Below are 25,854 nucleotides of genomic sequence, written 5' to 3' on the forward strand. Positions count from 1 at the left end.
GGCGCAGGCGCGCACGTAAGCGGACATCGCTCCGGGCGATGAGGCCAACGCCCCCGACCCCTGATACCGCATCGGTATCGGATCGTCAAAAAACGGTATTGGACCTCGTTGTCGATGTGGCTGCATCCTGCATCGAATAGAACGAGGCAGTGAGCCGCGCGCCGGCTGACCCGGCTGAGGCACCCGGCGAGCACGCATGAAGCGTAGCCGCCGGGGGACAAACCCATCAGGAGACAGGTATGTACGGCTCAACCCCCGCGCAAGCGCTGCCGCTGTCGGACGCAATCGCAGTGCGTCGAACACGTTCACGCTTCGGGATTCTTGCGCTGCTAGCAACTATGTCGACTCCACTGCTGCGGTGATCGCGATTCTCTGCGTCGCGTATTTTGCGCAGGGGATGTCCGCTCTGGCCTGGATGATTGTGTCCGATATCGCGCCCAAGGGACTGCTCGGCCTGAGCGGGGGACTCTTCAATCCGTTCGCCAATGCCGCGGGCATCGTTACTCCGTTCATGATCGGTCTGATCGTCAACGCAACCGGCTCGTTCGTGTATGCGATGGTGTTCATCTCGGGCGTCACGCTGGTGGGTGCGCTGTCGTACATCTTCGTGGTCGGTGACATTCGACGTATCGAACTCAAAGACGTCATTGTTTAAGGACATGAAGAGATGGACCAGTCTCTGCAAGGGAAAGTCGCCATCGTCACAGGCGCGGCACGCGGCATCGGCCAGGGTATTGCACTCGCCCTCAGCAAGCGCGGGGCGCGTGTCGCGGTATGGGATCTGAACGTCGAATCCTGGGACAAGGCGCGCGCCGGCTTCACACCGGCTCACCTGCAACGCGTCGACGTGTCATCGCTTAAGTCAGTGGAAGCGGCATTCGCCGCGACCCTCGAAACGCTTGGCCAGGTCGACATCCTGGTCAACAACGCAGGCATCAATGGACCAGTAGCGCCATGCTGGGAATATCCAGAAGAAGCGTGGCACAAAGTGATCGCGATCGATCTGGACAGTGTGTTCTTCTGCTGCCGCAGCGCCATTCCGCACATGCGCGCGCGGGGCAGTGGCCGTATTGTGAACGTCGCGTCGGTTGCCGGGAAAGAAGGTGTGCAATTCATTTCGGGCTATTCGGCAGCCAAGGCTGGCGTGATCGCTTTTACCAAAGCGGCCGCGAAGGAACTGGCGCACGACAACGTATTGATCAACTGCATCGCACCGGCCATGGTCGAAACGGAACCGTTTGCTGAAATGTCGCCGGAACATATAACGGCGAGTAAAGCCAAGATTCCAATGGGGCGTCTGTTGCAGATCGAAGAAGTGGGTTCGATGGTCGCCTGGATTGCTGGTCCGCAGTGCAGTTTCACGACCGGCTTTACGTTCGACCTGACCGGCGGAAGGGCGACATATTGAAACCGAACCTAGGCTTGGCGCACCTTACTGCGCTCGAACTCGCGCCGCAGGAGTTCATCAGGCAGGCCGCACGCGCTGGTTTCAGCTCGGTTGGGTTGCGGCTCAATCCGGCGGCTCCAGACGGCGTCGCGTATCCTTGCCGCGCGGGAAGCGCGGTGCATCTGGTGCTCAATCGTTTGCTCGAAGACGAGCAGATCACACTCTACGATGTCGAATTCATTCCCGTCACCCCGGATATCGACGTGACGGCGTACGAGCCTATGTTCGAGGCCGCAGCCGCTCTCGGGGCACGTTGCGTGACGGTATCCGGCGATGACCCGGATCCCGGCCGGTTGTCCGGTAACCTCGCAAAGCTCGGCGAGCTGGCCGCGTTTTTTGGCTTGCGTGTCGATCTGGAGTTCATGCGATGGCGTCATGTGGGCACGCTGGCGCAGGGACGTGCGGCGATCGAGCGCGCCGCAAGTTCCAATCTCGCTCTGCTGGTCGACGCGTTGCACCTGTCCCGATCGGGTGGCTCCCCGCAGGAGTTGCAGGGACTACCACAAGGCATGGTTCAGGCGGTGCAGCTGTGCGACGCGCCATGTGTCGCCCCCGTCGGTGACGAAGCAATCATCTTTGAAGCGCGCAACGGCCGCCTGCCGCCTGGCGAGGGTGCTTTGCCTCTGTCCGATCTGCTTCAAGTTCTGAGCGCCGATACCGCGCTCTCGGTCGCGATGCCGTTTCCCACGCTCAGTGCTGAGCAGCGACTTGCACGGGCCTATTCAAGTACGCTCAGCGTGCTGCGCATTGCGGCAGCTTCAACCGCAGGCATGGCAACGCTGCAGAAGGAGACTATCCGATGAGTATCTTCGACGAAGACAAGATCGAGAGAGTGTGCAAAAGTTGGGGAGACTCCCATTAGGGCTGCTTGTGCTTGTGCTTGTGCTTGTGCTTGTGCTTGTGCTTGCGGTAGCGGCCCCCGTTTCATGTGGCGTAGGCTGATCAGTCTCGCAACGCTGGGAGCCAAGCCATGCGGTTGATCGTCGAAGCAAGGTTGGTCGACGGTGAGAGTGATCCGGTCGAGGAGGGCGACGGAGTTCTGACCGTCATTGACCGCTCTGACCTTAGTCTTGCGGAATTGGGTCTGATTCTCGCGGAAGGGCGGTCGCTGCTGGCAAAGGTACAGTGCTCAGGGAAGTGCTACCGCTGGACAAGGGCATCTCGTCGAGCGGCATCCGGGATCGGATGCTTGACCTTGGGAAATAGCTCGACGCTGATAGAGAGCTTGACATCGCGCACCTGCCTCCGCCTGTTTCAGACGAACAGCTTCGCGAATGCAGTCATGTCGCGGCCGTGAGCGTCGACTCGGCCTGGCTACGCAATTGCGACCCCGGGAGAGACCCCGGCCGCCACGTGGACATCGTCGCCGGACGGGCGACGTTCACCGACGGTCCCCCAAAACTGTACGCGTATGTGCACAAGGAAGTGGCGTCGGCTGTAGCGCGACTTAATTGGCGACTCGGGCTGCGGCGAATGCACGTGCCAGCGTCAACAAGCGTGCTCTGGTCAAAGGACGGCACAGACCGTGCAATCATGCCGTGAGCCATGGACTCCTGAGAAATCGACCTCCCCGACTTTTGCACGCTCTCTGTAATTTGGAAATCGACACAAATTCACTCTGTTTCATTTGACGATGCGATTTTCATTACGCGCTGGACAGATTATTGAGTAGAACGATTTCGTTTGAATCGCATTCCTTTTCGTATTCATCTTAATATTGAATTTTGCTGTTCCGTAGACCATACTGATTCCTACAAAAACGATCGGCGCAATCCACGTTCCCGGCTTTTTAAAAAATTTCCAAACAATGTGATGTGCCACTGTGAGCGGCGCGGTCAGGCCGCCACATGTGATTTCCGTTCGCCATAAAAGACGCATTCAGCGCGCTTCCGCTTTAAAGGACAATTCATTTTTCATTGATGAAATAATGAATATGTTTTTACATATTTATTAAAACTGAATTGCGGATTTGATTTATAAAAACAGGATGAGTTTAATTTTTTATTAATTTCAATCTGATTTTTTTGTTTAAATCATCTGATTAAGCCATGGCGGTAAATTGCCAGGGTGAGGGCTGCGCGCATTCCAACTTCGGAGACAACATCATGCCGTTGCAGGTCAAGAGTGCCAAAATCCAACCGGGTACCACGACGACGTTCGAGTTCGACGACCAGATCACGCAACGCATGATCGGCATGTCGGCATTTTCACTGAGCTATGGCAATACGGATCACCATCTGCAGACCGTCATGGTGTCGCTGAACGCGAATCACGCGGGTAAGACGCTCTCCATCACGGCGAACGCGATGATGATCGACGCGGGTGGGCACAACCTCGATCCCGCTGCGTCATCCGTCACGGTGGTCGCGCTCGCGTGGGTCGGCGTCGACGATTCGAACCTGAAACTGGGCAACGTCGCCGGTATCAGCAATGGCGGAACAAGCTCGCCCATCGCGATTCCCGGCACGGACCCGAATGTTCTGCAAGCCGCACTAACCGGCTTTTCCCTCTCCTACGGTGCCACTGATCATCACATGGAAGCAGCGAACGCTTCCGTGGGCACGGAAGTGAGCGGCAACGCCGCGACGGTCAAAGGGACGGTCTACATGCGTGACGACTCGGGCAACGCGAACGTTCCGGGCACCGTGGATGCCGGCCTCGTGGCCAACTGCGATCCGTCGCTCGGTAGCTTCGTGCGCAGCGTCGACATGGTGCAGCAATCCTCGAAGAAACTCACTTTCTCCCAGCCGTATGCAACCTACACGCCATTTCTGAACAGCTTTCAGGTGCAGTACGGCGTCGACTCGGACCATCACGTGAAAACCTTCACCGTGGTTCTCAATGCGACCGGTGGGGGCGGCGCCGTGGCCGACGTCTCGGGTGGGGTGACGCTGATCGACGACTCCGGACACTCTCAGAACAACGCGGTGAGCCACGTCAGCGGCTTCGTTGTGGGCGCGGGCAAGGTGTCTTCCTGAGCGGTTGATTCGTCCGCGCCATGCCAGGTGACGCGGACGGTGTGCCTTCTTACACCCGCACGTCCAAACCGCCCACGCGAGCCGTAGGCGGCGGCGCGCTTGCGCGATCTTTCCGGAGCCGGCCGTCATGTCTGATTCCTCGATCCCCAGCATTCGTACGTTTCAGATGGACGCAAGCACGGTTGGCGTGCTCAAGAGCAGCGTCAATCTGTTTCGTGGCGACGTCAACCTCACCCAGGCACTGTTTTCAATGCCGGGGCGCACGGGCAAAGACGGCCTTCAAATCGATCTGTCGATCCAATACGAAAGCAACATCAACCAGCAGGCGATGACGTGGAATCGCGATCGTCCGACGGGCCTGCTGGGGATGGGCTGGCGGCTGCCCTTGTCGGTGATCGTGCTGGACGCCAGCGCCGCGCCGACGCCCGGTGATGCGAGCTATTCGATCAACCTGGCGGGCGTGTCGAGCAAACTGGTGCGGGAGCCGCACAACCCGTTGCTGTTCTCGATGGAGGGCGCGCTGGCGAAGTTGCTGGTCAACGGTGGCCCGGTTCCGGCCGATGTGCGCCGCCAGTTCGTGCAGCGCGGCCTGCCGTTGTCGGCGACCGCGAAGGTCGTCGAGACTGCGGGCCAGTGGCGGATCGACGACGATACGCACCAGCAGCAATTCGTCCTGGCGTTGGATAAGACGACGCTCGTTGCCCGCGACGGCGGCGAGTCGTACCAGCTGGTCGGCTACAAGTTCTGGAAGGTGCTGTACTACCCGCGCTACGAGCGCTGGGCCGTCACCAACGAGACGGGTCAGTCGATGTCGTTCGGCGGCGGGGTCCAGCAAACTGCCCAGACATACAACGTCAGCGCCGGCAACAGTATCGAATGGGGCGTGCAGTGGGTCGACGACGATGGTTTCGCGCTGTGGCGCGGCAACAGCGCCGTGACACGCAAGCAGCAGCAATACGCGCGGGCCTGGCATCTGCAGCGCGCGTATAGCCGCTTCGGCGAATATGTCGAGTACGGCTACAACGGCTTCGACCGCGATAGCAGCGGATTGTTGACGCACGGCGCCGAACAGCAGGTCGGCGCGGGCGGCAAGCCGTACACGAAGGCCTGTTATCCGACCAAGGTCACCGACGTGTTCGGGCGCACCGCGACGTTCGTCTATCAACCGAAGCTCTGGAGCAACGCGACGCCGCAGAGCCCGCGCGAATACGCCGATCCGCACAAGGCGGTACCGGACACCACGCCGAACGGTTTCCAGGACTGCTACGAGACACAGTTTCTGAGCGCGATCGACATGGCCCATGCCGATGGCTCGGTGCTGTTCACGCTGAAGTTCGTCTACGACCCGAGCCCGTCGAGCGCGAATGCAAAGGCGGTGGCGAATGTCGCGGGTGCGTCGGGCGATACCTGCAAGCGCTTGCTCACCGGCTTCGCGCTGTTCAATCCGGCAGAACAAAGCCTGCCTGGCTTCCGTTACGAGTACCACCTCGACACCGGCAAACCTGGCAATCTCGGTGCATTGAGCCGCGTCGTCTATCCCACAGGCGGCAGCGCGAGCTATGCGTACGACCACGTCGATTTGCCGATTTGCGAGCGAGCGCTGACGTTGTCGGCGCCCAAGCCATTGCCGGAGCAATCGATAGCGCGGGTGTGGTTCGGTCCCGACTACGCGGTCGCGATGTGGAACAACAGCGCGACAGAACAATTGTCCTTGCAGATCCTCACCTGGAATGGTCAATGGAACGCCTGGCAGCCGAACCCGGCGACGGCGCTGCTCGTCGACGGCAAGGGCGGCACGGATCTGTCGACGGTCTCGGTGCTCGCCTCCGATGATTTCGTCGCGATCACCTACCGCACGAGCACCGACACCAACCTGCATCTGTTCCGCAAGGATCCGGCGCGCCGCGCTCAGTGGGTGGCCGCGGATGTGCCGGGCGGCGGCCAGGGCGGCTGCAACGACCCGAGCTGGAAATGGCCGCTTGCCAACGGACACGTGCTGACGCATGCCGGCCGTAATTTCGTGCTCGTCTCGCAGATGAGCACGTCGGCCCAGCAGGGAAGCTACGACGTTTTCACGTGGAATTGGCCATCGCAGAACTGGGCGCATACCACGCAGAAAACGAAGTCTTATGTGTGGTTCGCGGTTGGCCGCGAGTATGTCGCGACGCTCGATATGCAATCGAAGGTCAGCCTGTCGTATGTGAGCCCGACGGGCGTCTGGGAGCAGGGCGGCACGGCTTCACTCGGCTTTTCGCTGAACAATACGACTTCAATTGCGCTGACCTCTGATGTCTCGCTGCTGGCTGTGTCGCATCTGACTTCGGGCGGGGAAGGGAGCGGGCAGCAGAAATACGATGTTTTCGTGATGCAGTGGAACAGCGCGTACCGCATCGCGAGCCCGGCGAAGTTCTCCTTCGTCGACAAGTTCGACAACCGGCACCCTACCAGTTGGGCGCCGTCGAGCATCGGCAATACGATGATCGCGGCGGCCGGCAACCTGATCCGCTTCGACGGCGGCGCGTGGCTGGCGAACAGCAAACTCAAGCCGGACAGTGGTGTGATCGTCGGCCAGCAGCGGTATGCGTATGGGCCGGATTACGCCACGCTGATTCACGTCGGCAATGGTTCGCCCAAGGCGCGACTGCTCGGCTACGACGCGAACACCGCCAGCGCGAGCTGGGCCGATGCGCCGGCCTCGATCGACGGCCTGAGCGTGCCGCCGAGCAACCAGGAGACCGCGAACTGGGCAAGCGGCGGTAATCCAGATTATTTGAGCGTCGGCACGAAGCTCTTTTTCCGCGGCGTGGCGACCAACTGGTCGCACGCGGTGACGCAGAGCATCGGCGATATCCAGACGCTGATCAACGAGGCGGCTGGCGGCGGCAACCGTTACCAGTTGAATGCGGCGTCGGTGATCAACGAGGGTCCGGCGTTTATCGCCTGCGCGGCCTACGACACGCAGAATCCGAGCGGCCATGCAACGGCGGCGTCGGCGCTGGTGCTGCGCAACGGCGGGGTGGCCGGCGCGGCGCAAATGATCGAGGGCGAGCAGATGTGGACTGCGCAGGAGCGTGACGTGCCGGGGCAGGGCACGTACCCTGGCGGGTCGTCGGCGTTCTTCACATATACGAGGAACGCCAGCAATCTGGATGGCGCCACCCAGGTCTTCCTGCACCGCTACGCGGGCAGTGCAGTGCTCGGGCCGATCAAGGATTGGCCGGTCGCCAGCATCACGATCGACGACGGCCTCTCGGAAAGCTCGACCACCCGTTACGTGCAGAACACCGCGACTGCCGCGTGCGACGCGAGCGGCGAAGTCATCAAATACTTCGAGAGTACAGTCTATCCGGGCGGCAGCAAAGAGGCGCCAGTCAACGGGTCGGTGTCGAGTTACTACCTGAACGGCAATCAGATCGACGCGTCCGACGACTACTACAACATGCTGGATGGTCTGCTGCACAGCGTGGTGACGCGCGATGCAGCGGGCGCGACATTGACGAGCGTCGAGAATATCTGGCACGCGTATGTGAAGCGCGCCGGCCACCCGACTGATCCGGAGGCCGCGCCGATCCAGCTCTATGGCGCGTATGTCGTGCAGACCGAGCAGCAGTCGATCAGCGATGGTGTCGCGTCGGTGCAAACGACGCTCTATACACCGAACCGGCTGCGCTTCACCTACACGGGCCAGCCCGCGAGCGTCACGCGCACGGCGATGAACGGCGCGGGTGAACTCGAAACAGACGTGCAAAGCAATGTGTATGCATGCGAGGTCAATGCGGTTAGCCGCGCGTTGAACGATGTGAGCAGCATCGTGGCAAAAACGTCGACCAATGCCGGTATCGCGACGTCTGCCAGCGTGACTGCGCTGAGCGGCTGGCCGACCTTGTGGGGCGACGACGTGCTGACACCTGCCGAGGAAGCCGACTTCAGCTGGACCGGCGGCCCCGAAGCGTTCCCGTTTTCGTCTTATGCGCCGGGCGAGACGCCCGCAAACTGGACATGCACGACGCGCAACCAGAAGCGCGCCGCGAACGGCGCAGTCTTGCAGAAGGCGGACGGCACAGGCACGGTGTGTTCGACTCTGTTCGGCACGACGCTCGGCTTGCCGGTTGCGTTGATCAAAGGCGCGACACTCGCCGAATGTGCATGGAGCGGCTTTCAGCCGTACGAAGACACGACAGGTTGGAGCTTCACCGACACGACGTTCGACACCGCCAACGCATGGCTCGGCACCCGCAGTCTGAGTCTGTCGAAAGGCGCGAGCGCTGCGACGACGGTAGCGCCTGCCGCTGGCCGAAGCCGCTATCTGCTGGCGATGCGTTATCAGACGCCCAGCGGTTATGACGCCGATGGCTCGGGTATCGAAATCGCTTGCGGACCGCACAAAAGCCACGTCGCTTTCGGCGACACCCAAGGGCAATGGCAATACGTGAGCACGGCGCTTGCGGTGGCCGCCGGCACGAGCAGCATCGGGCTGCGGCTTGGCAACGTCGGTAGCGGCCAGGTGCTGGTGGACAGTGTGCTGCTTGCGCCGTTCGGCACGGATGTCACGATTCAAAGCTGGCACGCGGACACGCGCCTGTTGCGCGCGACCGTGAACGCCGACGGCAACGCCAATTTCACGCTCTATGACAGGTACAACCGGCCGCTTGGCGCCGTCGGCGGCGATGGCCAGGTGCAGGAATTGAGCATGCGCTGTCTGTCGCGTCAGGTCTCGGTTGGCGACTCGTTCAACGATGCCAGTCCCAATTCGGAACTGACCTTGCACATGACGCATGGCGGTCGCGCGGAAACCTTCCTCGACGGTGCGCAGTGGCGCACACGCTGGCAGCCGGACGACCCGGGCCTGTGGGCAACGGCTGACGGCATCCTGAGCAAATCCCGCAATGCGCCCAGCACGCTCGTCTGGCAGGGCGCAAGGGAGGCCACCGCAGCCGTCGCGTTTTACATCGAGATCGTGCCGGCCGCCGCGCCGGGAAGCGGTACGCTCGCCTTCCAGTTCGGCGCGGGCGAGTCCATTGGCTGGACGCCGGGCGCTGGCTGGCAGTGGCGCGCGGCGAACGGGTCGACGGTGCAGGCTGCGCTGGCGAACCCGCCGCGGCTGGCGACGCAATGGCTGCTTGCCATGGTGCCGGGCGCGGTGCTGTTCTTCGGCAACGGGCAGTTGCTGTTCAGTCACGAAGGCAAGGCGACGCCGGCGCAAGGGCTGTCGTTCGCCACGGGACCGAACGCGTTGCAGATCATCAATCTGATCACGGGCGCCGATCCGCGCATTGGCCAGTCCTATACCGACGGTGCCGGCCGCCGGCGCCAGGTGCATCAACTGCATGGCGCCGACAGCCGCGTGATGGAGGTCGTCTACGACGCACTCGACCGGCAGATAGCGCACACGCGGGTCGCGCCCGGCAAGTTCGGCAAAGGCGCGGCGTTCGCGCCGCTGCAATATCGTTCGAGCTTCGTCGACGTTCCGGCCTTCCTCGCCGCGCTGCAAAACAGCTGCGCGATGCAAGGCGATGTCGCGGCGTATTACGCCGGGCAGGATGACGGCCCCGTCAAGCGTTCGAACGACGAGAACTATCCGTACAACGGACAGCGCTACGGCGGCACGGCGCTCGACCGGGTGGTGGAAAGCGGTAAGCCCGGGCGGAAATTGTCGATCCACGACGTCAACACCATCCAGCCTGCCGATCGCAAAACCACCCGCACCGCTTATACGGCGAGCGAGGCAAACGATCCCGTCGAAGCAGGCAAGTACTTCGCGACCCGGACCACCACGCCAAGTGGTTATCAGGGACGCCAGTTCGTCGACGTTGCCAATCGCGCCGTGGCCGTTGTGCAACTCGGAGCCGACGGCGGCCACGCGGGTCAGACCTCGGTGAGCCCGAGCTACAACGCCAGCGCGGGCGCGGCGGGGATCCTCGGCACGATGAAATTGCCGAACGCTTTTGCGAAGGGACCGCATGCCGACCCGGACGCCTTCGTGCGCACGACCTTGCTGAATCCGTTGGGTCAGGCAACCGCCTATAGCGATCCGGACACGGGCAGCACCGCGTATCTGTTCGACGGCAAAGGTCAGTTGCGTTTCGTCAAGATGCCGCTTGACGACGGCGAGCAATACTTCCTCTTCAGCCGCTACGACGCGCTCGGACGCCTCGTCGAGGAGGGCGCAGTGGCGGGCGCCTGGGATGCCGCGAAACTCACAGCCGAAGTCGACAACCTGGCGTGGCCGGCGGCGAGCGACGGCGCGACCGTGGCGCGGATCTACAGCTACGACGGCGACGGTAGCGATCCGCACGCGCTCGGCAAGTTGACGCGGGTGGTGACGTACAACCCCGCGCCCGCCTCGGCGAGTCATCTTGGAAGCTGCACCGTCGAAGAACAATGGGCTTACGACGCTCTGGGCCGCGTCGTGACGACGCGACTGGAGGTGTCGGGCGCGGCTCAGCTATCCACCAGCGCGACCTATCACTACAACACGCTGAACGACATCACGCAGATCGATCTGCCTGAAGGCAGCCCGCTACCGGGCATCGTCTACGTCTATGACGATCAGGGGCAAATCGTGTCCGTCGGCACGCCCGGCTCGCCCGCCTCGATTGCCAGTTATACCTGGACGGCCGACGGCCAGTTGCAGAGCGCGACGCGCGGCGCTTTGGCCGACGTCTGGGCCTATGACTCGCCAGGCAGCATCGTGACGCATCAGGCGAGCGTCGCATCGAAAGCGGTGTTCAGCCAGAACTTTGCCTATACGCCGGACTTGCAGATCGCGAGCCGCAGCACCGCGTTCGATTTCAAGGCGCTAAGCGACACGCGTTCAGTCGCTTATGCCTACGACGGCCTGCAACGCTTCAGTTCGGCGGTCGTGGCGAATGGCGGCCCAGGCAATCAGGCGGTCACCGAGTACGACGCCAACGGCAACATCTGGAAGGCCACGCAGAATGGCGACTTATTCGCGGCGACCTTGAGCGCGGGCACGGACCGTCTCGAGGCGGCAACACTCGCGAACGGCGACCAGGTCAAGTTCCACTATCGCAAAGACGGCAAGCCGGATCAGTGGCGCGGCATGAGCATGGAATACGACGCGGCGCTCGGCATGGTGGCTGCCGTCACGAACGGCGCGGAGGTGGTGCGCTATGCGCGCGGGCTGAGCAACCATCGCGTGTTGCGCCAGCAGGGCGACACGGTGCAGATCTGCTTTCAGGGCGCGGGCCACACACCGCTGTTGATCTGGAACGACGGCAAACCGCAGGTCTGCGTCTGGGGCGCAAATGGGCTGACTGCCGTGCACGACGGCGCGCTGAAGTATCCGATCACCGATCATCAGCAAACAGTTTGGGCTGTGACGGACGAGGCCGGTGGACTGGTGGCGAGTTTCGACTATCTGCCGTTCGGCGGCCGGCTCGCCGAGTCCGGTAGCGGGGCCGCCGCGTGGCTCTTCGGCTACGAAGGCAAGCAGTGGGATGCGACGCTAGGTTTCTACGACTTCGGCGCACGCCTCTATGACCCGGCATTGCTGCGGTTCGTCACGCCCGATTCGGCGCGGCAGCTTGCGAGTCCCTACGTCTTCGCGAGCAACAACCCGCTGAACATGATGGATCCCAGCGGCAATCTCTCCGTGTGGGCACAGGCGGGTATCGGTGCGGCGATGACCACGGTGGCACTAGTCGGCATTGTGTTGAGCCTCGTTTCGTTGGGGGCATTCGCACCGGCGATGGCAGCAGCCGAATCTGGGTTGGCAGGCGCCACGGTGGGCGGCGAAGCTGCCGCGACCGCAGGGCTCCTTGGCGGCGAAGGAGCGGCACTGACAGGCGCTACCGCAGGCGAAGTGGTGGTCGAAAGCACCGTCGCGGCCGGCACAGGTGAGGTGGTGGCGGGTCTGGACGCCGTCGTCGCGGCGGCGGCCCCGCTCACCACCGCTGAGACGGTAGGCCAGAACATGGCGTACGTGATGTGGACTGCGATGACGGGAGGCTGGTTCAGCGGCGCCGGCACGGGTGGATTGATGTACGACATCGAACACGGCCGGGATTTCACCGCCGCCGGCTTTTTTGAAGCAATGGGGGTCGGCGCGATAACCGGATTGGCGGGAGGTGGAATCGGCGGCCTTGCGTCGATGCCAGCCGCCGTGGGTTTGACGCAGGGGATGGGCGCGGCGGCGAACGTGCTGACGCGTGTGTTGATGAGGGCCGCGCTAGGCATGATTGGCACGGATGTCGCGACCCTGCTAACCGACGCCTGTACCGGCAAGAAAGTGACGGTCCAGCAGATGCTGCTCAGTTCCGCGCAGGGGTTCGGCGCAGGCGCATTGTCAGGCACATTCAGCGGCCTGACGGCGGTCGCCAACGCGCCCCTGGCGTCGGCTATCGGTGCAGTCGACAAGGAACTGGTCCGTGTATCGACCGCGTTCAAACGGGCAGTCGATACGATCCAGCAGAAGGCAACTTCATCGACTGCGATCAACGGGTACTTGTTGGGCGGCGGTTTGCTCGTGGGCGGCTACACGTATTGGGGACTCAGCCAACTAGACAAGAATTCGTGAATGCCCATTTTCGCGGTTCAAGGGGGGCGAAATTCGATCGGCACCGGCACGGATGCCGCGACTTTCTCTCTCCGTTCCGAACCATTAAATAACATGACGAGGTAGTCGTATGTCCGCAAACAAGTCCTACCTTTCAAGCGCCAAGTATGGTTACGATTTCGTTGTCGCAACGACACAGGCGAGCATTAATTCAGGTCTGAAAGAATATCTGGCTACCATCGACCAGCCGGCAACAGATCTTTGTTTTCTTGCGAACCAGAAAGGTCTGCCGAGCGTCGAGATCAGCCTGAATGATCTCAAGGCCAAAACTGGCGGTATCGACCCCTTCGCGATACCCGATGGCACCGACTATGGCGACCCAAGAATCACGACGCTCACCAAAAACATGTTTCTGGTGGCTCTGCGGCTGAGAATCGGACTGCCACCCGGTGTCATGCCCAAGGACATGCCGCCAATTGTTGACCTCGGTTCCTCTGCAAACAATGTGACTTTCAATCTGTTCTGTTCGGACTTCCAGATCGTCATGAACAGTCCGCCCAGCGGCTTCGGTGGACCCGGATCATGGAATGTATGGTCTCAACCTTCCGGGACGCCCTGGTACTTCAGCACAACGGTGAATCTCGTCTACGCGGATCTGGATAAAAAACTCGATACACCGTACTTCAACAATCATCCGGCTGAAAAGCAGGCGCTTCTCAACCAGTTGAAAAATATCAATTCTGGCGCGTTCAGTCTGCAACAACTACTCTTCGAACTCGACAATGCGTCGATTCAGTCGGTGCCGAAGATCGCCGGTCTGGACCCGAGTTCCGATGCGGGCCTGATTCTCACCAAGGCTTTTGTGAATCTCTATTTTGCTATCGCGAAGGAGCATGGTGAGCCGGTCCTGTCGGTGCATGCCGTAGCCAATGCTCCTGACAATTCAAGTTTGCGACTCACCGGAATGGAGCGTGAAGTCGGCCAATTTGTCGACGGCAGCGGTGTGGTCGTGGAAAAACCGACACCTGAACAGAAAGCGGTGACGACACTCTGCTATCTATGTGCTGCGAACAACAACCCGTTGCCTGGTGCGGCCGGTTTCAACTTCAACTGGGTCGATCCGAACGATGTAGGAAATCAAAGCGGCGTTCTCTCGGTTAATCGAAACGCGCTGGCCAACTACTATAAAAATATCCTTTCCGTTCACATTCAACCCCAGTGTCTAAGAGCCTGGACGAGCGTGCGGGTGTGGCCGGGCGGAACTGCGGAATACAACGCGATGGTGTATCCCAACAATAATCCACAAACCATCACTATTTCGCCGACCGGCAGCGACGTGCTTACCCTCGCCTACGAGAGCAAGGCTGACAACAATGACAAATCCGGAGCAACCTACGGCGAACTGGATCTGCACACCGCATTGACCTGCAAGGTGTCATTCAGCGGAAACACGATAACCATCTCTCAACACCTGACGCTTTGGCTCAAGGTCCAGTGGGATCTGACCTACACGGATGGGAACATCGTCGACAAGACACTAACCGATACCTATACGCTCTCGGTCGGACAGAACGGTCGTCTTCAGGTCAAGCTCACACAGTCCACTCCGTCAGATAGCTCTCAAGATATAGATATCAATGCCTTCTCCAACTTTTTCGTCGATCTGAATAGCGTCATCAAATTTGTCAAAGATCGCGTTAATCAGTTTTCCAGCGTCAATCTGCAGGATATCCCTGCCAACGATGTCCAGAATTTCGTGTTCCCGGGGGCCAAGGTTTTCACGTACAAGGACGCGCAGTTCTCGGAGAATCAGGATCTGATCACAGCGATTACGTACGCCAAACCCACGTGACGCGACACACCGGTGTTGCCGGTGCGGCGGGAAAATTTGTCGATCGGCAAATCGATTATTTAGACGGGTCAAGCTTGCCGTAGTGAAAGCACAAGGACGAGGAGTCTGCATATGGCAACCGTAAATCTGGCGTACTGGTCCGAGATCATGACAAACGATCTACAGGTCGAGACCATGGTATCGCCTGAGGGCAAATTTGAAGCCTTACAGACCGGTGACGGTCATTCGCTTCTATTCTCTATCGGAACCGACGGGACGTTCTACCTTGCACGAGAGCACGGTGGACAATCGGACGCTGGCTGGTCGGTGAGCGATCTGAGCAGCGCACAGATGAAAAAGGATTTCGCCGGTCAGAGCGGCGTCACATGCCGCACATTTGGCGCAGGGCAGAGCGCGCAGAACGGATCAGTCGGTTTGGCCATGGTCATTGGCGCAGGCGACGGCGATCATCTGTATCTATGTCTCGGCAATTCCAGCAAGGATATCTCCTGGGTGGACGCACCTAACTGGGCGTCGTACGAATATGACGGCCGCCCGTTCAAGCTCGAAATAGTCGACGTCTTCTTTTGCGAGACGGTCGAAAAGACGCAGTACATCGTCGTTGATATCGTTCGCGATCCTCAAAGCGCCGTGAAGGAGGTCAGCCGATATCATATTGATCCAGAGAAAAAGGGCGGCCATTACTGGAACAAGCAGGATCTTGCTGTTGATATCGAAGTCGACGACTACGATAGCTGCCCTGGCAGAGCACGGAAAGGATACGTCGATGGACTCTATACCGTTGGCCACGCTGGGGCTGTCGCCCAATTGACGTTTTGTCCGCTGATCAATGCCTTCGGTGATGGGCCGCCTCTTCCGGTTCGGCTAAATCTTCCGGGGGGCATCAAAGCAACCGCTATCGCCGCGTCCCGCAACGCCGATCAATCAACCGACCTGTTCGCCTCAAGTGGCAATACCCTATACTACTTTTCCAGCGCGAATCAGGCGGAAGGCGCAGTGGGCGCCGTCCTGATGACCAAAAACGTGTTGTTGGGCACGAGCAAGCTCTCCATCATGCAAAGCAATGGAGTGGTCACACTCTGCGGGCTCAATGCGTTTGATCAGGTCTACTACACCAGTTGCCCGCAGTTGAAAGTCTCCGACCCATCCGCATGGAGCGCTCCGGGTCCGATTTTCTCGGGCATCGAAAAGATGTGCCTCCATGTCAATGGGGTTGGCGGTGGCAATACCCTTTTCGTCTGCGGCGAAGGAAGGCTGCAGAGAATTACTCAGGACGCCGGATCGATATCGAAGCGTTGGCAATCCGCGGAGATCATTCGAACACTTCGACCGATTTCCTTCAAGGTCACGATCAAGGTGACAGACGATCAAAATGCGCTGTTGAAGGACGCGCCGCTCAGCCTGAGCGCGAATAACCGAACTGTGGTGTACATCAACGGCGAACAGCGCAGTGTTGACCAGACACCGATCCACATCAGTTCGAACTCACTCGGCTTCGTTACTATTGTGGAGCCTCCGGGAACCCCGATCAGCACGACATTCACCCTATCCTCCGGGAGTGGCGCTGCTGTGACGATCAACCCGGACGACCCAAAAAAGACTTACACCGTGTGCTTTGCCGGCACGGCATGCACGCGAGACGAGGGAGAAAGGACGCGCGATACCAGTGACAAGAAAATATATTCCAGTGATACGGGTTACATCCCGGTGCGAATTCACAAGGAGATCTCCGGCAGCCTTGAAGCAACTGGACCCAGCGTCACCGTAAGAGGGGCAGGGGAGAACGACTGGAATCAACCTCGAAACAACAGCGAGCCCCTTGTTTTCAACGCACCGCTCCAAGCACCGGGCGACCTGCTCAAGTACATCAAGAACTACTCGGGCGGCGACCAGCTGTCCACCGGAGCCCAGATAGATGGCTGGGGTGCGCCTGCTCTTGCCTTACATGGTGCAAATCTCGCCGCTGCGAGCGGGACCAGGCAATTCAATTTTATCGGGCACAGCCGCGGGGCAGTTGAATGCATCATGGCCGCCTGGTTTCTCTATGCTTATGGCCGACGAGACGTCTTCGTCAACATATTTGCGATCGACCCTGTTCCCGGCACAGGTCAATGGTACGGAATACTCACTCAACTGCCGCCCAACGTTGCCAACTACGTCGGCGTCTACTCGTGGGATCAATGCGTCCAGCCTTTGGACAAGCCGTTTTCGGCGTTAGTACCACGGCCCAATAGCCTGATGATCGGGCAACTCGAGAACTTGAAACTGGGGAATGGCTGGGACGGTCTCGGTGATAACTATCAATTAGCCGATCCGCTCGCTCCCAGCAACGCACCGCAACCCCAAGGATATGAACTCTACGCGTGCCGGGGAAGGCATGGCACGGTCGCAGGAATTACCACCGCCGACGGAAAGTACGACCCTAGTACTGTCAGCGCAAGCGTCGCTCCGGTCCCGGAACTGATTTACAAACTCGCGCGAGCCTATTTGACCAAATGGGGAACGCATTTCCAGACCCGATCCGGCGTCGAAGAAAGCACGGTACAGCTGCGACGCAAAATCAATACGGACCATGCCAAATTCGATTCCATGGGTGGCGGAGCGACTCGAACCAGCAGCGTGCCATACCGACCTTATGTGCGACGGGTCTCGTCCATCCTGGGAAGAAACCCATTCGAAACTTACTACATGGATGACGTGGTGGGAGATCCGCCCTACACATTGGCTTATCCCGTCACGAATGAGCGTAAGGATACGGGTTGGGTGAAATGGAAATTTTTATAAGTCAGGTTACGGGATTCTCGCAACGTTAGGGACCTTCCGGGAAATTGGAAGGTGCAAACCTGAACAATCGTGGAAGACGAGAAGATGACTCAAATCGACGCAGTTCAGCAGAAACTCGGCAATTACTTCAACCACCTCAGTGGACCAAATTATGTGAGAATTTTGGATACGCCGCGCGTTTGGAGTATGCCTTTCGGCAAGGAAATCATGCCGCAGGCCGTGTCACGGCAAGAGGAATTTGAAAGGGCGCTTGTCGAGATCGTTCAAAAATCACGATATCGATGCGATTTGTCGTCTCTTAACAGTCCAGATCCCGACTGGGTTCGGAAGGTTCTGGGTGCGATGGACACGGCCTTGACCAAAAAAATGGGAAGAGTTGCGCCCACGCAATTCAGGTTCCTGTTTGGACAGACGCCCACATCGCCATTCACCGAGCCGGCGAATTTTACGGACTTCAAGGCCGCTCTGATTCGATTGGTGAGAGTCCGGTCGGGGTTCTGGGAAAAAATGCCGGAAATATGGATGGGGAGGTTTTATAGACTCGAGGATGGGATTTTATCCGCGCTCAAGTCTAAGGTTTTTGGGGATAGTATCATCTCAAGCGACGATACAAAAATGACGTGGAACCACACGAAGATAGCTGCCGTAGACGGGTCCGAGGCCCTCGTCGGCGGACATAATCTGAATATGGATCTCTTCACGAGTTATCCTCCCGTCCACGACGTATCGGTCGTGGTGCACGGAGCAGCCGCATATGGTGCCCAACTATTTTTGAACAGGATGTGGGAGTGCGGGACAGACCTGTTGACAAAGGAGCATCTCAATGTTGATGCGCTTTCCTGGGAAAATGGTGATAAGGATCGCACCAAACCCGCAGATCCGTTGAGCGACAAGATCGCCACCACGTATATGACCGATTGTCAAGGCTCGCTCATACGGATGCATGCGGCCGTGCTGAAGGAGGGCGTGGTTGACGCGCTGCCGATCCACGAAATTCACGACAAGATTCAGGATATGCGCAGCCAGGATCTGCAAACACTGATTGATCTGAAAAAAGCGCCGTTTCTGGAAAGAAAAACGTACAAGCAATACGACAAGTTGCAGGATTATAAATTGGCAAGCCGCATGCTGGCGGTAGGCAAATACTGGAGCGGGCCCAACAAGGAAACTGATTATCAGAAGGGCTCCGAGGTGATGAAGGAGCAACTGATCAAGAATGCGAAGCGCCTCATACGGATGTCGCAAATGGATCTGATCAGCGCCTGGAAGAAGAACTGGTCGGATCACGTTGTCTGCCATTGGCTGATGGAAGCGTTACTTGCAAACCGCAATCTGAAAATTCAGGTAGTCGTTTCACCTTTGGACGCGGGTGCCGGCGCCGAGGGGGATCAATACTCATTTGGTTCGGGAGCCGGTCGCACATTCGATCTGATCAAATACTACATGTTCCACGATGTGCAAACTGATGCCGCGCTGGATGACAAAGACGGCGCGCGCACGGAGGCATTGAAAAGGCTATGGGTAGCGCCGTTCTATTTTACGGATCGAGTATCAGACAAGCAAACGGTCGAAGGTGATACCTATAAATGGCCTGATCTTTCTCCGGAAGGATATACGGCGACCCTCAAACAACCGCCGCTCTCTGAGAAACCGCCGAGCAAGGGCGTGATTGGAAGTGCCGCGTTATCCGTCATCAATGCGAGCGGGTATATTTACAAGAAGGTGCCATCGGCGCCAGGCAATCACGCAAAAATCATGATCATCGACGATGAGTTGTATGTGGTCGGATCTGACAATCTTTACCCTGGCTCTCTCTCCGAATTTAATTATCTCGTCGAAGGCGGAGATGCCGTGAACGAATTACTTGAATCATACTGGAAGCCTTTGTGGCAGTACTCTAGCCCACATGCCCATACGTCGGGACTCCCTGGTACTGGCACCTGATTTTGTCCGCCGTTTTTTTTCGTCAGAACGCGAGGACCGTTTCGGCACGTTTGAGAGACGGTCCTCGCGTTATCCGGTGGAGCAACGAACGCACTTGTGGGTGGCTAGCAAATCTGCACGACGCGCGGGGGTTACGTTCATGATTCATCCCAGTACACGTGATACCGAGCCACGTCTTTAATTTGACATAATGTTAATTATCAATCTTTTAAATTGTAGAGGCTAAGTTGTAATGTCGCCTTCTAGCCATTTAGAAATGTCCGGTTCCCGGCTCCGCACGCACCAGCCGGTTCCAGGATCTCTAACCCACAAGGTTGCGCGCGTAAGCTCAAGCCTTGGCAGGCGTGACGGGACTGATTACATTCATCAAGGTGTTCGCCCTTAATGACTGTGGCCCCCACGTGGCGCAAATGTCACCTTCAGAGTTCGTCTGCCAGAAGCGGCCTGTGTGACATGATCGGATCGGCGTTCTCGCCAGATTAGACGTCAAACACGCACTGAACCGGCGCCGCGCCTTGCCGCAGCCGCGGCCAGAATTTCGCGGATTGAAGCGAGTGACCGCTCCGCGGTCGCAGTCGATATGTGTGTCAGCGACTCTCCGAATATTGGCGGCCTCAGACCCAGGCATCGGCAGACACGAGATACATAGGGCTTTGTCGGCCCGCCGCACCGCTCAGCGGCCGCGCCAAGGGCGGCCTCGCCGACCTGCTGCCGCAGCCAGGCGAGCGTTCGACGATCCTTGTCGTTAAGAATACGAATCAGATGTTCCATATCGACGACCCTGTATATATAAACAGTACTGTTAATATATACAGTATGGCTGGTTCGTTCAAGGTGAAAGTTGGGGTGTTCCCCAGCGGCGCACTTCGTCATCGGCATACGTCGTGCAGAATGTCGCGAGGTTCTGGCGGGAATTTCCGTCCATCAGCAATTCGTCGCGCACCAGATCGAAGACGGCACGCGGATCGGAAGAGTTTTTTGGAATGCGGTACTTGGGCAGTGATGCACCGGAAATCGTCGCCGCTTATTCATCTGCAACAGCATCCGCCGTTTTCGACGCGGGCTTCAGAAAGGTCATGGGGCGTTACTCCTGATATGGAACGGTGTGCAAATGACTGACGCAATGCGGGATGCGGAGCAGCGCGATCTGCTCAGGCTTCGATCAGTACTTTCAGAGCACGTGTCTGGGCCGCTCGGGAAAAGACGTCGTACGCATCGAGGATGTGGTCGAGCTTGAAGCGGTGCGTGATCAGCGCTTTTGCGTCTAACCGCCCGGCCCGCAGGGTCTTCAGGAGCATCGGCGTGCTCACCGTATCGACCAGACGCGTCGTAATTGAAACGTTGCGATCCCACAGCGCTTCGAGATGTAGATCGACCTTGACGCCGTGCACACCAATGTTCGCTATCACTCCTCCGGCGGCAACGAGCTGCTCGCACATCTGGAACGATGCTGGCACGCCGACTGCCTCGATCGCGCAATCGACACCCATACCGTCAGTCAGTCGCATCACCACATCGACCGCATTCGCGGTGTCGATGTTGACGCAACTGGTGGCACCGAATCGCTCGGCGATGGACAAACGATTTTCATCGCGGTCGATCATGACAATCTGCGCGGGCGAATAAAACTGCGCTGTGAGCAGTGCCGCCAGACCGATCGGCCCGGCCCCGACGATCGCCACGGTGCTCCCCGGCTGGACCTTGCCGTTCAGCACGCCGCACTCGAAGCCTGTCGGCAGGATGTCCGACAGCATAACGAGCGCTTCCTCGTCTGCGCCGGCCGGAACCGGGTACATGCTCGTTTCGGCGTGCGGAAGGCGAACATATTCGGCTTGTGTACCGTCGATCTTGTTACCGAGAATCCAGCCGCCAGTCCGACAATGCGAATACATCCCACGCCGGCAGTAGTCGCATTTGCCGCACGACGAGATACAGGAAATCAGCACGTGGTCGCCTGGCTTGAACGACGTTACCGCGGAACCGACCTGTCGAACCACGCCCACACCCTCGTGACCGAGAATGCAGCCCGGCTCGCACGTCGGAACGTCGCCCTTCAGGATATGCAGATCGGTGCCGCAAATCGTCGTATGCGTGATCTGGACGATGGCATCCGTCGGATCGACGAGCTCCGGCATGGGCCGTTCATCCAACGAACTCTTCCCGGGGCCGTGGTAAACAAGCGCTTTCATCGTATTGCCTCCGTGAGCGGACCTTTCCGCCATGCAAACGACTCTAGGCTTGCGCGCCGCCCTTCCGTTGACCTGGATCAACCAATCGGGAAGCCCGCTGCGCCATCGCCCCGCCGCCAGCGACTTGCCTGATCAGGTCGACCGGACGGTCCGCACGCGCAACACGCTAACTGGTCGGCTGGCGCGACGCCAATGTGGCGTTGGTTGATCCAGATCAGCTTGAGTCCGTCTTCGTTGCCCATGATGGGTTCCCGACGGTCAACGGTGAGTCGCGTATCATCGACGACTTCCCGTTCAGCCACTGCAACGCAGATTTGCGTCGGGTCCATGCCATGCCTATCGACTATCTTCGCAGCTTCGCCCGTCCCGAGCGCACCGATCAGAGCAACCGGCGCCTTGGCCGCTCGCTCGCGTTCATCGCCGGGGCCGCGAATGCCGGCGGCTTTCTCGCGGTCGGCCAATACACGTCGCACATGTCGGGGATCGTCTCGGCACTGGCTGATAACCTCTCGCTGGGTGACCTTGGCCTCGTGGTCGCGGGATTCAGTTCGCTCGTGGCGTTTCTGGCTGGCGCAGCGCTGTCGGCCGTCCTGATCAACTGGGGACGGCGGCGGCACGCACAAAGCGAGTACGCGATGCCGCTGATGCTGGAAGCCGCGTTATTGCTGTGTTTCGGTCTGCTGGGATCGAACCTCGAGAGTCATCGCGTCATGTTCCTGCCTGCTACGGTAGGGTTGCTGTGCTTCGTGATGGGCCTGCAGAACGCCATCGTCACGAAAATATCCAGGGCCGAAATCCGGACTACGCACGTGACCGGCCTCGTTACCGATATGGGAATCGAGCTAGGCAAGCTGCTTTACTGGAATGTCTCCGAAGCCGGCCCAAGCGTGAGTGCGGTCAGGGCTGACCGCTCGAAGCTCGGCCTACTCGCTTCGCTGCTCGGCATGTTCTTCGCGGGCGGACTGGCCGGAGCGCTGGGCTTCAAATACGCGGGCTTCGTGTCGACCGTGCCGCTGGCGGCGATGCTGGTCGTGCTGGCGGTAGTGCCGCTGGTGGACGATCTGGTGGGCCAGCGGCGCTAGCCACGGCCAGTCGTGTCCTATCGTCGGGCAATTCGTATCGAGGTCGCCCGCAGGCCGGCGTGAAACTAATAGACGACAATTGCGCCCGCACACGCTATGTTGAACAGATTGCTCCTGCGTGCCCTTAGTCCGTTCAGGATCGCGCCTTCTCACGCTGAGCCAGCGGAATCATCACCGAGGCAACGCTTGCATGTCCGGTCACGCCAAGCTTCCCGCCTCTGACGCGGCGAACCGGCCCGCGCCGGAGATCGCGCCCAACCGCCGACCCGTGCTCGTTGCCGCGGTGACATTCGTGATGGCGATGGCCGTCACCGTCGGCGCGGCGAGCCTTGTCCGCGACCATCTGCGGCATGCCGCACAGGCGCACTTCGAGTTGCGCACGCAGCGCATCACGGCGGACCTGCGCGACGAATTCCGGGCCTGCGAGCAGGTGATGCTCGGTGCAGGCGCTCTGTTCGTCGACGTCTCGCCAACCGGGGCCGTCACACCTGAGCGCTGGTCCCGTTACGTGGCTCAACTCGATCTGGCCGACACCTTGGCCTCAGCCCGAGCGCTCGGCTTCGCCGATGCGCCCCACTCCACTCCGCTCGGCGCGTCCGGGTCGCTGTTCGCGCCCGTCAGGCTGATGTGGCCGAAGTTCGCCGATGCGGCGCGCCCCGATCGCGACTTCGGAGCCGATGCAACTGGGCGTGCGGCACTCCTGCGCGCCGCCGATTCCGCACAGGTCTCACTCTACGTCCACACCGGCGTGCAACAGGCGCCCCAAGGCAATGAGCGCGCCATGCTCGATCTGTATTTGCCGGTGTATGCGGGAGGGTCCGCGCCGCTGTCGCGGGAAGCGCGGCGCGCAGCGATCTTGGGATTCGTGGTTGCCGTGCTCGATACCGGGCAACTTTTCGGCGACATCGTCATGCGTGACCCGCGCCTTGCACTACGCGTCACGGTGGGCAGGGCGGGTGCACCAATGCCATTGTTCGCCACGGACACGCCATCGGACGATACCGCCGACGCCCCGCCGCTGTTCCACGAGACAGACACGCTGACTGTCGGCGGCGAAACACTAACACTGTCCTACAGCACTAGCGACGCCGCTCTGAGCGCCATTCCCGATTACAGCGGCAACGCAGTCCTCGCCGCCGGAACACTCGCGGCGATCTTTCTCGCCGGCATCGCCTTCCTGCTCGCCCGCCGTACGGCAGACACATCGGCGGAAACCAGCCGCGCGAACTCCCAATCGACGCTCAACGAAGCCCGCATGATGGGCATTATCCGGTCGTCGATGGAGGCGATCATCACCGTCGATGAAGCGCAGCGCGTCGTGATCTTCAATCCGATGGCTGAGCGCATATTCGGCTGCTCTGCGATGGACGCCATCGGCGCGCCGCTCGTACGCTTCATCCCGGAACGCTTTCGCAGCGCGCACGAAAAACATGTCGAACAGTTCGGCGTGACGGGCGTCTCGGAGCGCCAGATGGGCCAGCAGCGGGTCCTTTTCGGGCTGCGGACAAACGGCGAAGAATTTCCGATTGAAGCGTCGATCTCGCAGATTCTCGACGCGGCCGGCAAGCTGTACACGGTGGTCCTGCGCGACGTCACCGAGCGAGTCAAGGCCGATAACGCGCTAAAGGCGTCGCGCGAGGACCTGCGCGAACTGTCGGCGAATCTGCAAAACGTACGCGAAGAGGAGAAAGCCCGTATAGCGCGTGAATTGCACGACGACCTGGGCCAGCAGTTGACCGCCCTAAAGATGGATCTATCGTCTGTCGAACTGGCGCTCGACGCCCTGCCCGCAGGCGGTCCCGAAGTACGCACCCAGTTGCGCGGCATGCGCCGTCTGATCGACGCGACCGTGGCGTCGGTACGGCGCATCGCGGCGGACCTGCGGCCCGTCATGCTCGACGACCTCGGTCTCGTGCCCGCGATCGAATGGCTCGCGAACGATTTCACGAACCGCTACGGTATCGACATCGAACGTCAGATCGAGCCGGGCGACATCGTGTTTACCCGCAATGGCGCCACCACCCTGTTCCGGATCGTCCAGGAGGCGCTCACCAATGTCGCGAGGCACGCGGACGCGACACTCGTCACGCTGGTATTACGCATCGAAGGCGAACACTGCATCCTGCGGATAGCGGACAATGGTCGAGGTACCGTCGAACCGGATGGCCGAAATGGCAAGTCGTTTGGATTGCTCGGCATTCGCGAGCGCGCGCATATGCTTGGCGGTTCGATCGCAATCGAAACGGCGGCCGCGCGCGGCTTTGCAATCACCGCCGTTTTCCCGCTGCATTCGATCCGACAGGATGAGACGCTCCCATGACCCGCGTGCTACTGGCCGATGACCATGCGCTGGTGCGCGACGGCCTGCGCCACATCCTCAAGAGCGCAAGCGGTTTCGAGGTCGCGGGCGAAGCCAGCGATAGCGCAAGCACCATAGCACTCGTCCGCTCGAGTGCGGCAGACGTGCTGGTCCTCGACCTGTCGATGCCCGGGCGCAATGGCATCGAACTCATCAAACAGATCAAGGACGAAAAGCCCACGCTGCGCGTGCTGGTACTGACCATGCATGCAGAACAACAATATGCCGTGCGTGCCTTCAAGGCGGGCGCGTCGGGCTATCTGACCAAGGAAAGCGCCAGTGCGGAACTGGTGGCGGCGGTCACAAAAGTGGCCGCCGGCGGCGTCTATGTGAGCCTCGCGATGGCGGAGCGCTTCGCACAGAGCCTGAACGAACCCGTCGACACCCTGCCGCACCAGCGGCTCTCCGACCGCGAATTCGACGTATTCCGACGCATTGCCGCCGGCCAGACCATCTCGGAGATCGCGCAGGAACTCTGCGTCAGCGCTAAAACGGTCAGCACCTACAAAACCCGCATCCTTGAAAAGATGCAGATGCCGCACGACACCGCGCTCGTGCGTTACGCGATCCGCCACAAACTCTTCGACGAAAACGACGAACTCTGATTCCACCGCTGCGGTGCCCGTAAAGGGTCGCAGACTCGAAGTGGGACAGGTGGCACGTCATCCGACCGAGGAAGCCGTGTAGGTAGATCCCTACAC

11 protein-coding genes and 1 pseudogene are annotated in these 25,854 nt (G+C 59.9%); 11 read left to right on the forward strand and 1 reads right to left on the reverse strand.

The window, feature by feature from the left end; translation table 11 throughout:
- Positions 1 to 331 precede the first annotated feature (331 nt).
- From HF916_RS19935 to HF916_RS19970, 8 genes and pseudogenes are all read left to right on the forward strand, one after another.
- A pseudogene (locus HF916_RS19935) lies at positions 332 to 655 on the forward strand (MFS transporter); the annotation flags it as partial.
- Between the two features lie 12 nt (positions 656 to 667).
- Positions 668 to 1,408: an SDR family NAD(P)-dependent oxidoreductase gene (locus HF916_RS19940; RefSeq protein ID WP_168790568.1), complete on the forward strand. Its 741-nt coding sequence runs from the start codon at positions 668 to 670 to the stop codon at positions 1,406 to 1,408.
- Positions 1,351 to 2,250, forward strand: a complete 900-nt coding sequence (locus HF916_RS19945) for a sugar phosphate isomerase/epimerase family protein (protein ID WP_240975609.1) — start codon at positions 1,351 to 1,353, stop codon at positions 2,248 to 2,250. Before HF916_RS19940 ends, HF916_RS19945 begins: the two co-directional genes overlap by 58 nt.
- A 1,302-nt stretch (positions 2,251 to 3,552) precedes the next feature.
- Positions 3,553 to 4,425, forward strand: coding sequence for a hypothetical protein (locus HF916_RS19950; RefSeq protein ID WP_168790569.1), 873 nt, complete (start codon positions 3,553 to 3,555; stop codon positions 4,423 to 4,425).
- Positions 4,426 to 4,552: 127 nt separating this feature from the next.
- Positions 4,553 to 12,964 (forward strand): RHS repeat domain-containing protein, encoded by an 8,412-nt coding sequence (locus HF916_RS19955; protein ID WP_168790570.1) that lies wholly within the window; start codon positions 4,553 to 4,555, stop codon positions 12,962 to 12,964.
- Between the two features lie 109 nt (positions 12,965 to 13,073).
- The gene (locus tag HF916_RS19960) at positions 13,074 to 14,795 is read left to right on the forward strand and encodes a hypothetical protein (protein WP_168790571.1); all 1,722 of its coding nucleotides are present in this window, start codon (positions 13,074 to 13,076) and stop codon (positions 14,793 to 14,795) included.
- 111 nt (positions 14,796 to 14,906) lie between these two features.
- On the forward strand, positions 14,907 to 17,579 hold the full coding sequence (locus HF916_RS49935; protein WP_206001921.1) for a hypothetical protein: 2,673 nt from the start codon (positions 14,907 to 14,909) through the stop codon (positions 17,577 to 17,579).
- A gap of 84 nt (positions 17,580 to 17,663) precedes the next feature.
- Positions 17,664 to 19,523: a phospholipase gene (locus HF916_RS19970; protein ID WP_168790572.1), complete on the forward strand. Its 1,860-nt coding sequence runs from the start codon at positions 17,664 to 17,666 to the stop codon at positions 19,521 to 19,523.
- 1,151 nt (positions 19,524 to 20,674) lie between these two features.
- Here the strand turns inward: HF916_RS19970 and HF916_RS19975 are convergent.
- Complete coding sequence (locus HF916_RS19975) at positions 20,675 to 21,712, reverse strand: zinc-dependent alcohol dehydrogenase family protein (protein ID WP_168790573.1); 1,038 nt, start codon at positions 21,710 to 21,712, stop codon at positions 20,675 to 20,677.
- 332 nt (positions 21,713 to 22,044) lie between these two features.
- On the opposite strand from HF916_RS19975, the gene HF916_RS19980 reads away from it, so the two are divergent.
- The 3 genes from HF916_RS19980 to HF916_RS19990 all read left to right on the forward strand — a co-directional run bounded on the left by HF916_RS19980 (position 22,045) and on the right by HF916_RS19990 (position 25,758).
- Positions 22,045 to 22,794 carry a YoaK family protein gene (locus HF916_RS19980; RefSeq protein WP_168790574.1) on the forward strand — a complete coding sequence of 250 codons (750 nt, stop codon included), beginning with the start codon at positions 22,045 to 22,047 and terminating at the stop codon, positions 22,792 to 22,794.
- A gap of 190 nt (positions 22,795 to 22,984) precedes the next feature.
- On the forward strand, positions 22,985 to 25,114 hold the full coding sequence (locus tag HF916_RS19985; RefSeq protein ID WP_240975611.1) for a sensor histidine kinase: 2,130 nt from the start codon (positions 22,985 to 22,987) through the stop codon (positions 25,112 to 25,114).
- Positions 25,111 to 25,758 (forward strand): response regulator, encoded by a 648-nt coding sequence (locus HF916_RS19990; RefSeq protein ID WP_168790575.1) that lies wholly within the window; start codon positions 25,111 to 25,113, stop codon positions 25,756 to 25,758. Before HF916_RS19985 ends, HF916_RS19990 begins: the two co-directional genes overlap by 4 nt.
- Positions 25,759 to 25,854 lie beyond the last annotated feature (96 nt).

It is taken from the genome of Paraburkholderia aromaticivorans, from assembly GCF_012689525.1.
In the GTDB taxonomy this organism is placed as follows: domain Bacteria; phylum Pseudomonadota; class Gammaproteobacteria; order Burkholderiales; family Burkholderiaceae; genus Paraburkholderia; species Paraburkholderia aromaticivorans_A.

Bases quoted from the DNA above. Each gene is read 5' to 3' on its own strand.
- HF916_RS19990 (WP_168790575.1), top strand. From the start codon at position 25,111: ATGACCCGCGTGCTACTGGCCGATGACCATGCGCTGGTGCGCGACGGC.
- HF916_RS19985 (WP_240975611.1), top strand. From the start codon at position 22,985: ATGTCCGGTCACGCCAAGCTTCCCGCCTCTGACGCGGCGAACCGGCCC.
- HF916_RS19975 (WP_168790573.1), bottom strand. From the start codon at position 21,712: ATGAAAGCGCTTGTTTACCACGGCCCCGGGAAGAGTTCGTTGGATGAA.
- HF916_RS19950 (WP_168790569.1), top strand. From the start codon at position 3,553: ATGCCGTTGCAGGTCAAGAGTGCCAAAATCCAACCGGGTACCACGACG.
- HF916_RS49935 (WP_206001921.1), top strand. From the start codon at position 14,907: ATGGCAACCGTAAATCTGGCGTACTGGTCCGAGATCATGACAAACGAT.
- HF916_RS19955 (WP_168790570.1), top strand. From the start codon at position 4,553: ATGTCTGATTCCTCGATCCCCAGCATTCGTACGTTTCAGATGGACGCA.
- HF916_RS19970 (WP_168790572.1), top strand. From the start codon at position 17,664: ATGACTCAAATCGACGCAGTTCAGCAGAAACTCGGCAATTACTTCAAC.
- HF916_RS19960 (WP_168790571.1), top strand. From the start codon at position 13,074: ATGTCCGCAAACAAGTCCTACCTTTCAAGCGCCAAGTATGGTTACGAT.
- HF916_RS19980 (WP_168790574.1), top strand. From the start codon at position 22,045: ATGCCTATCGACTATCTTCGCAGCTTCGCCCGTCCCGAGCGCACCGAT.
- HF916_RS19940 (WP_168790568.1), top strand. From the start codon at position 668: ATGGACCAGTCTCTGCAAGGGAAAGTCGCCATCGTCACAGGCGCGGCA.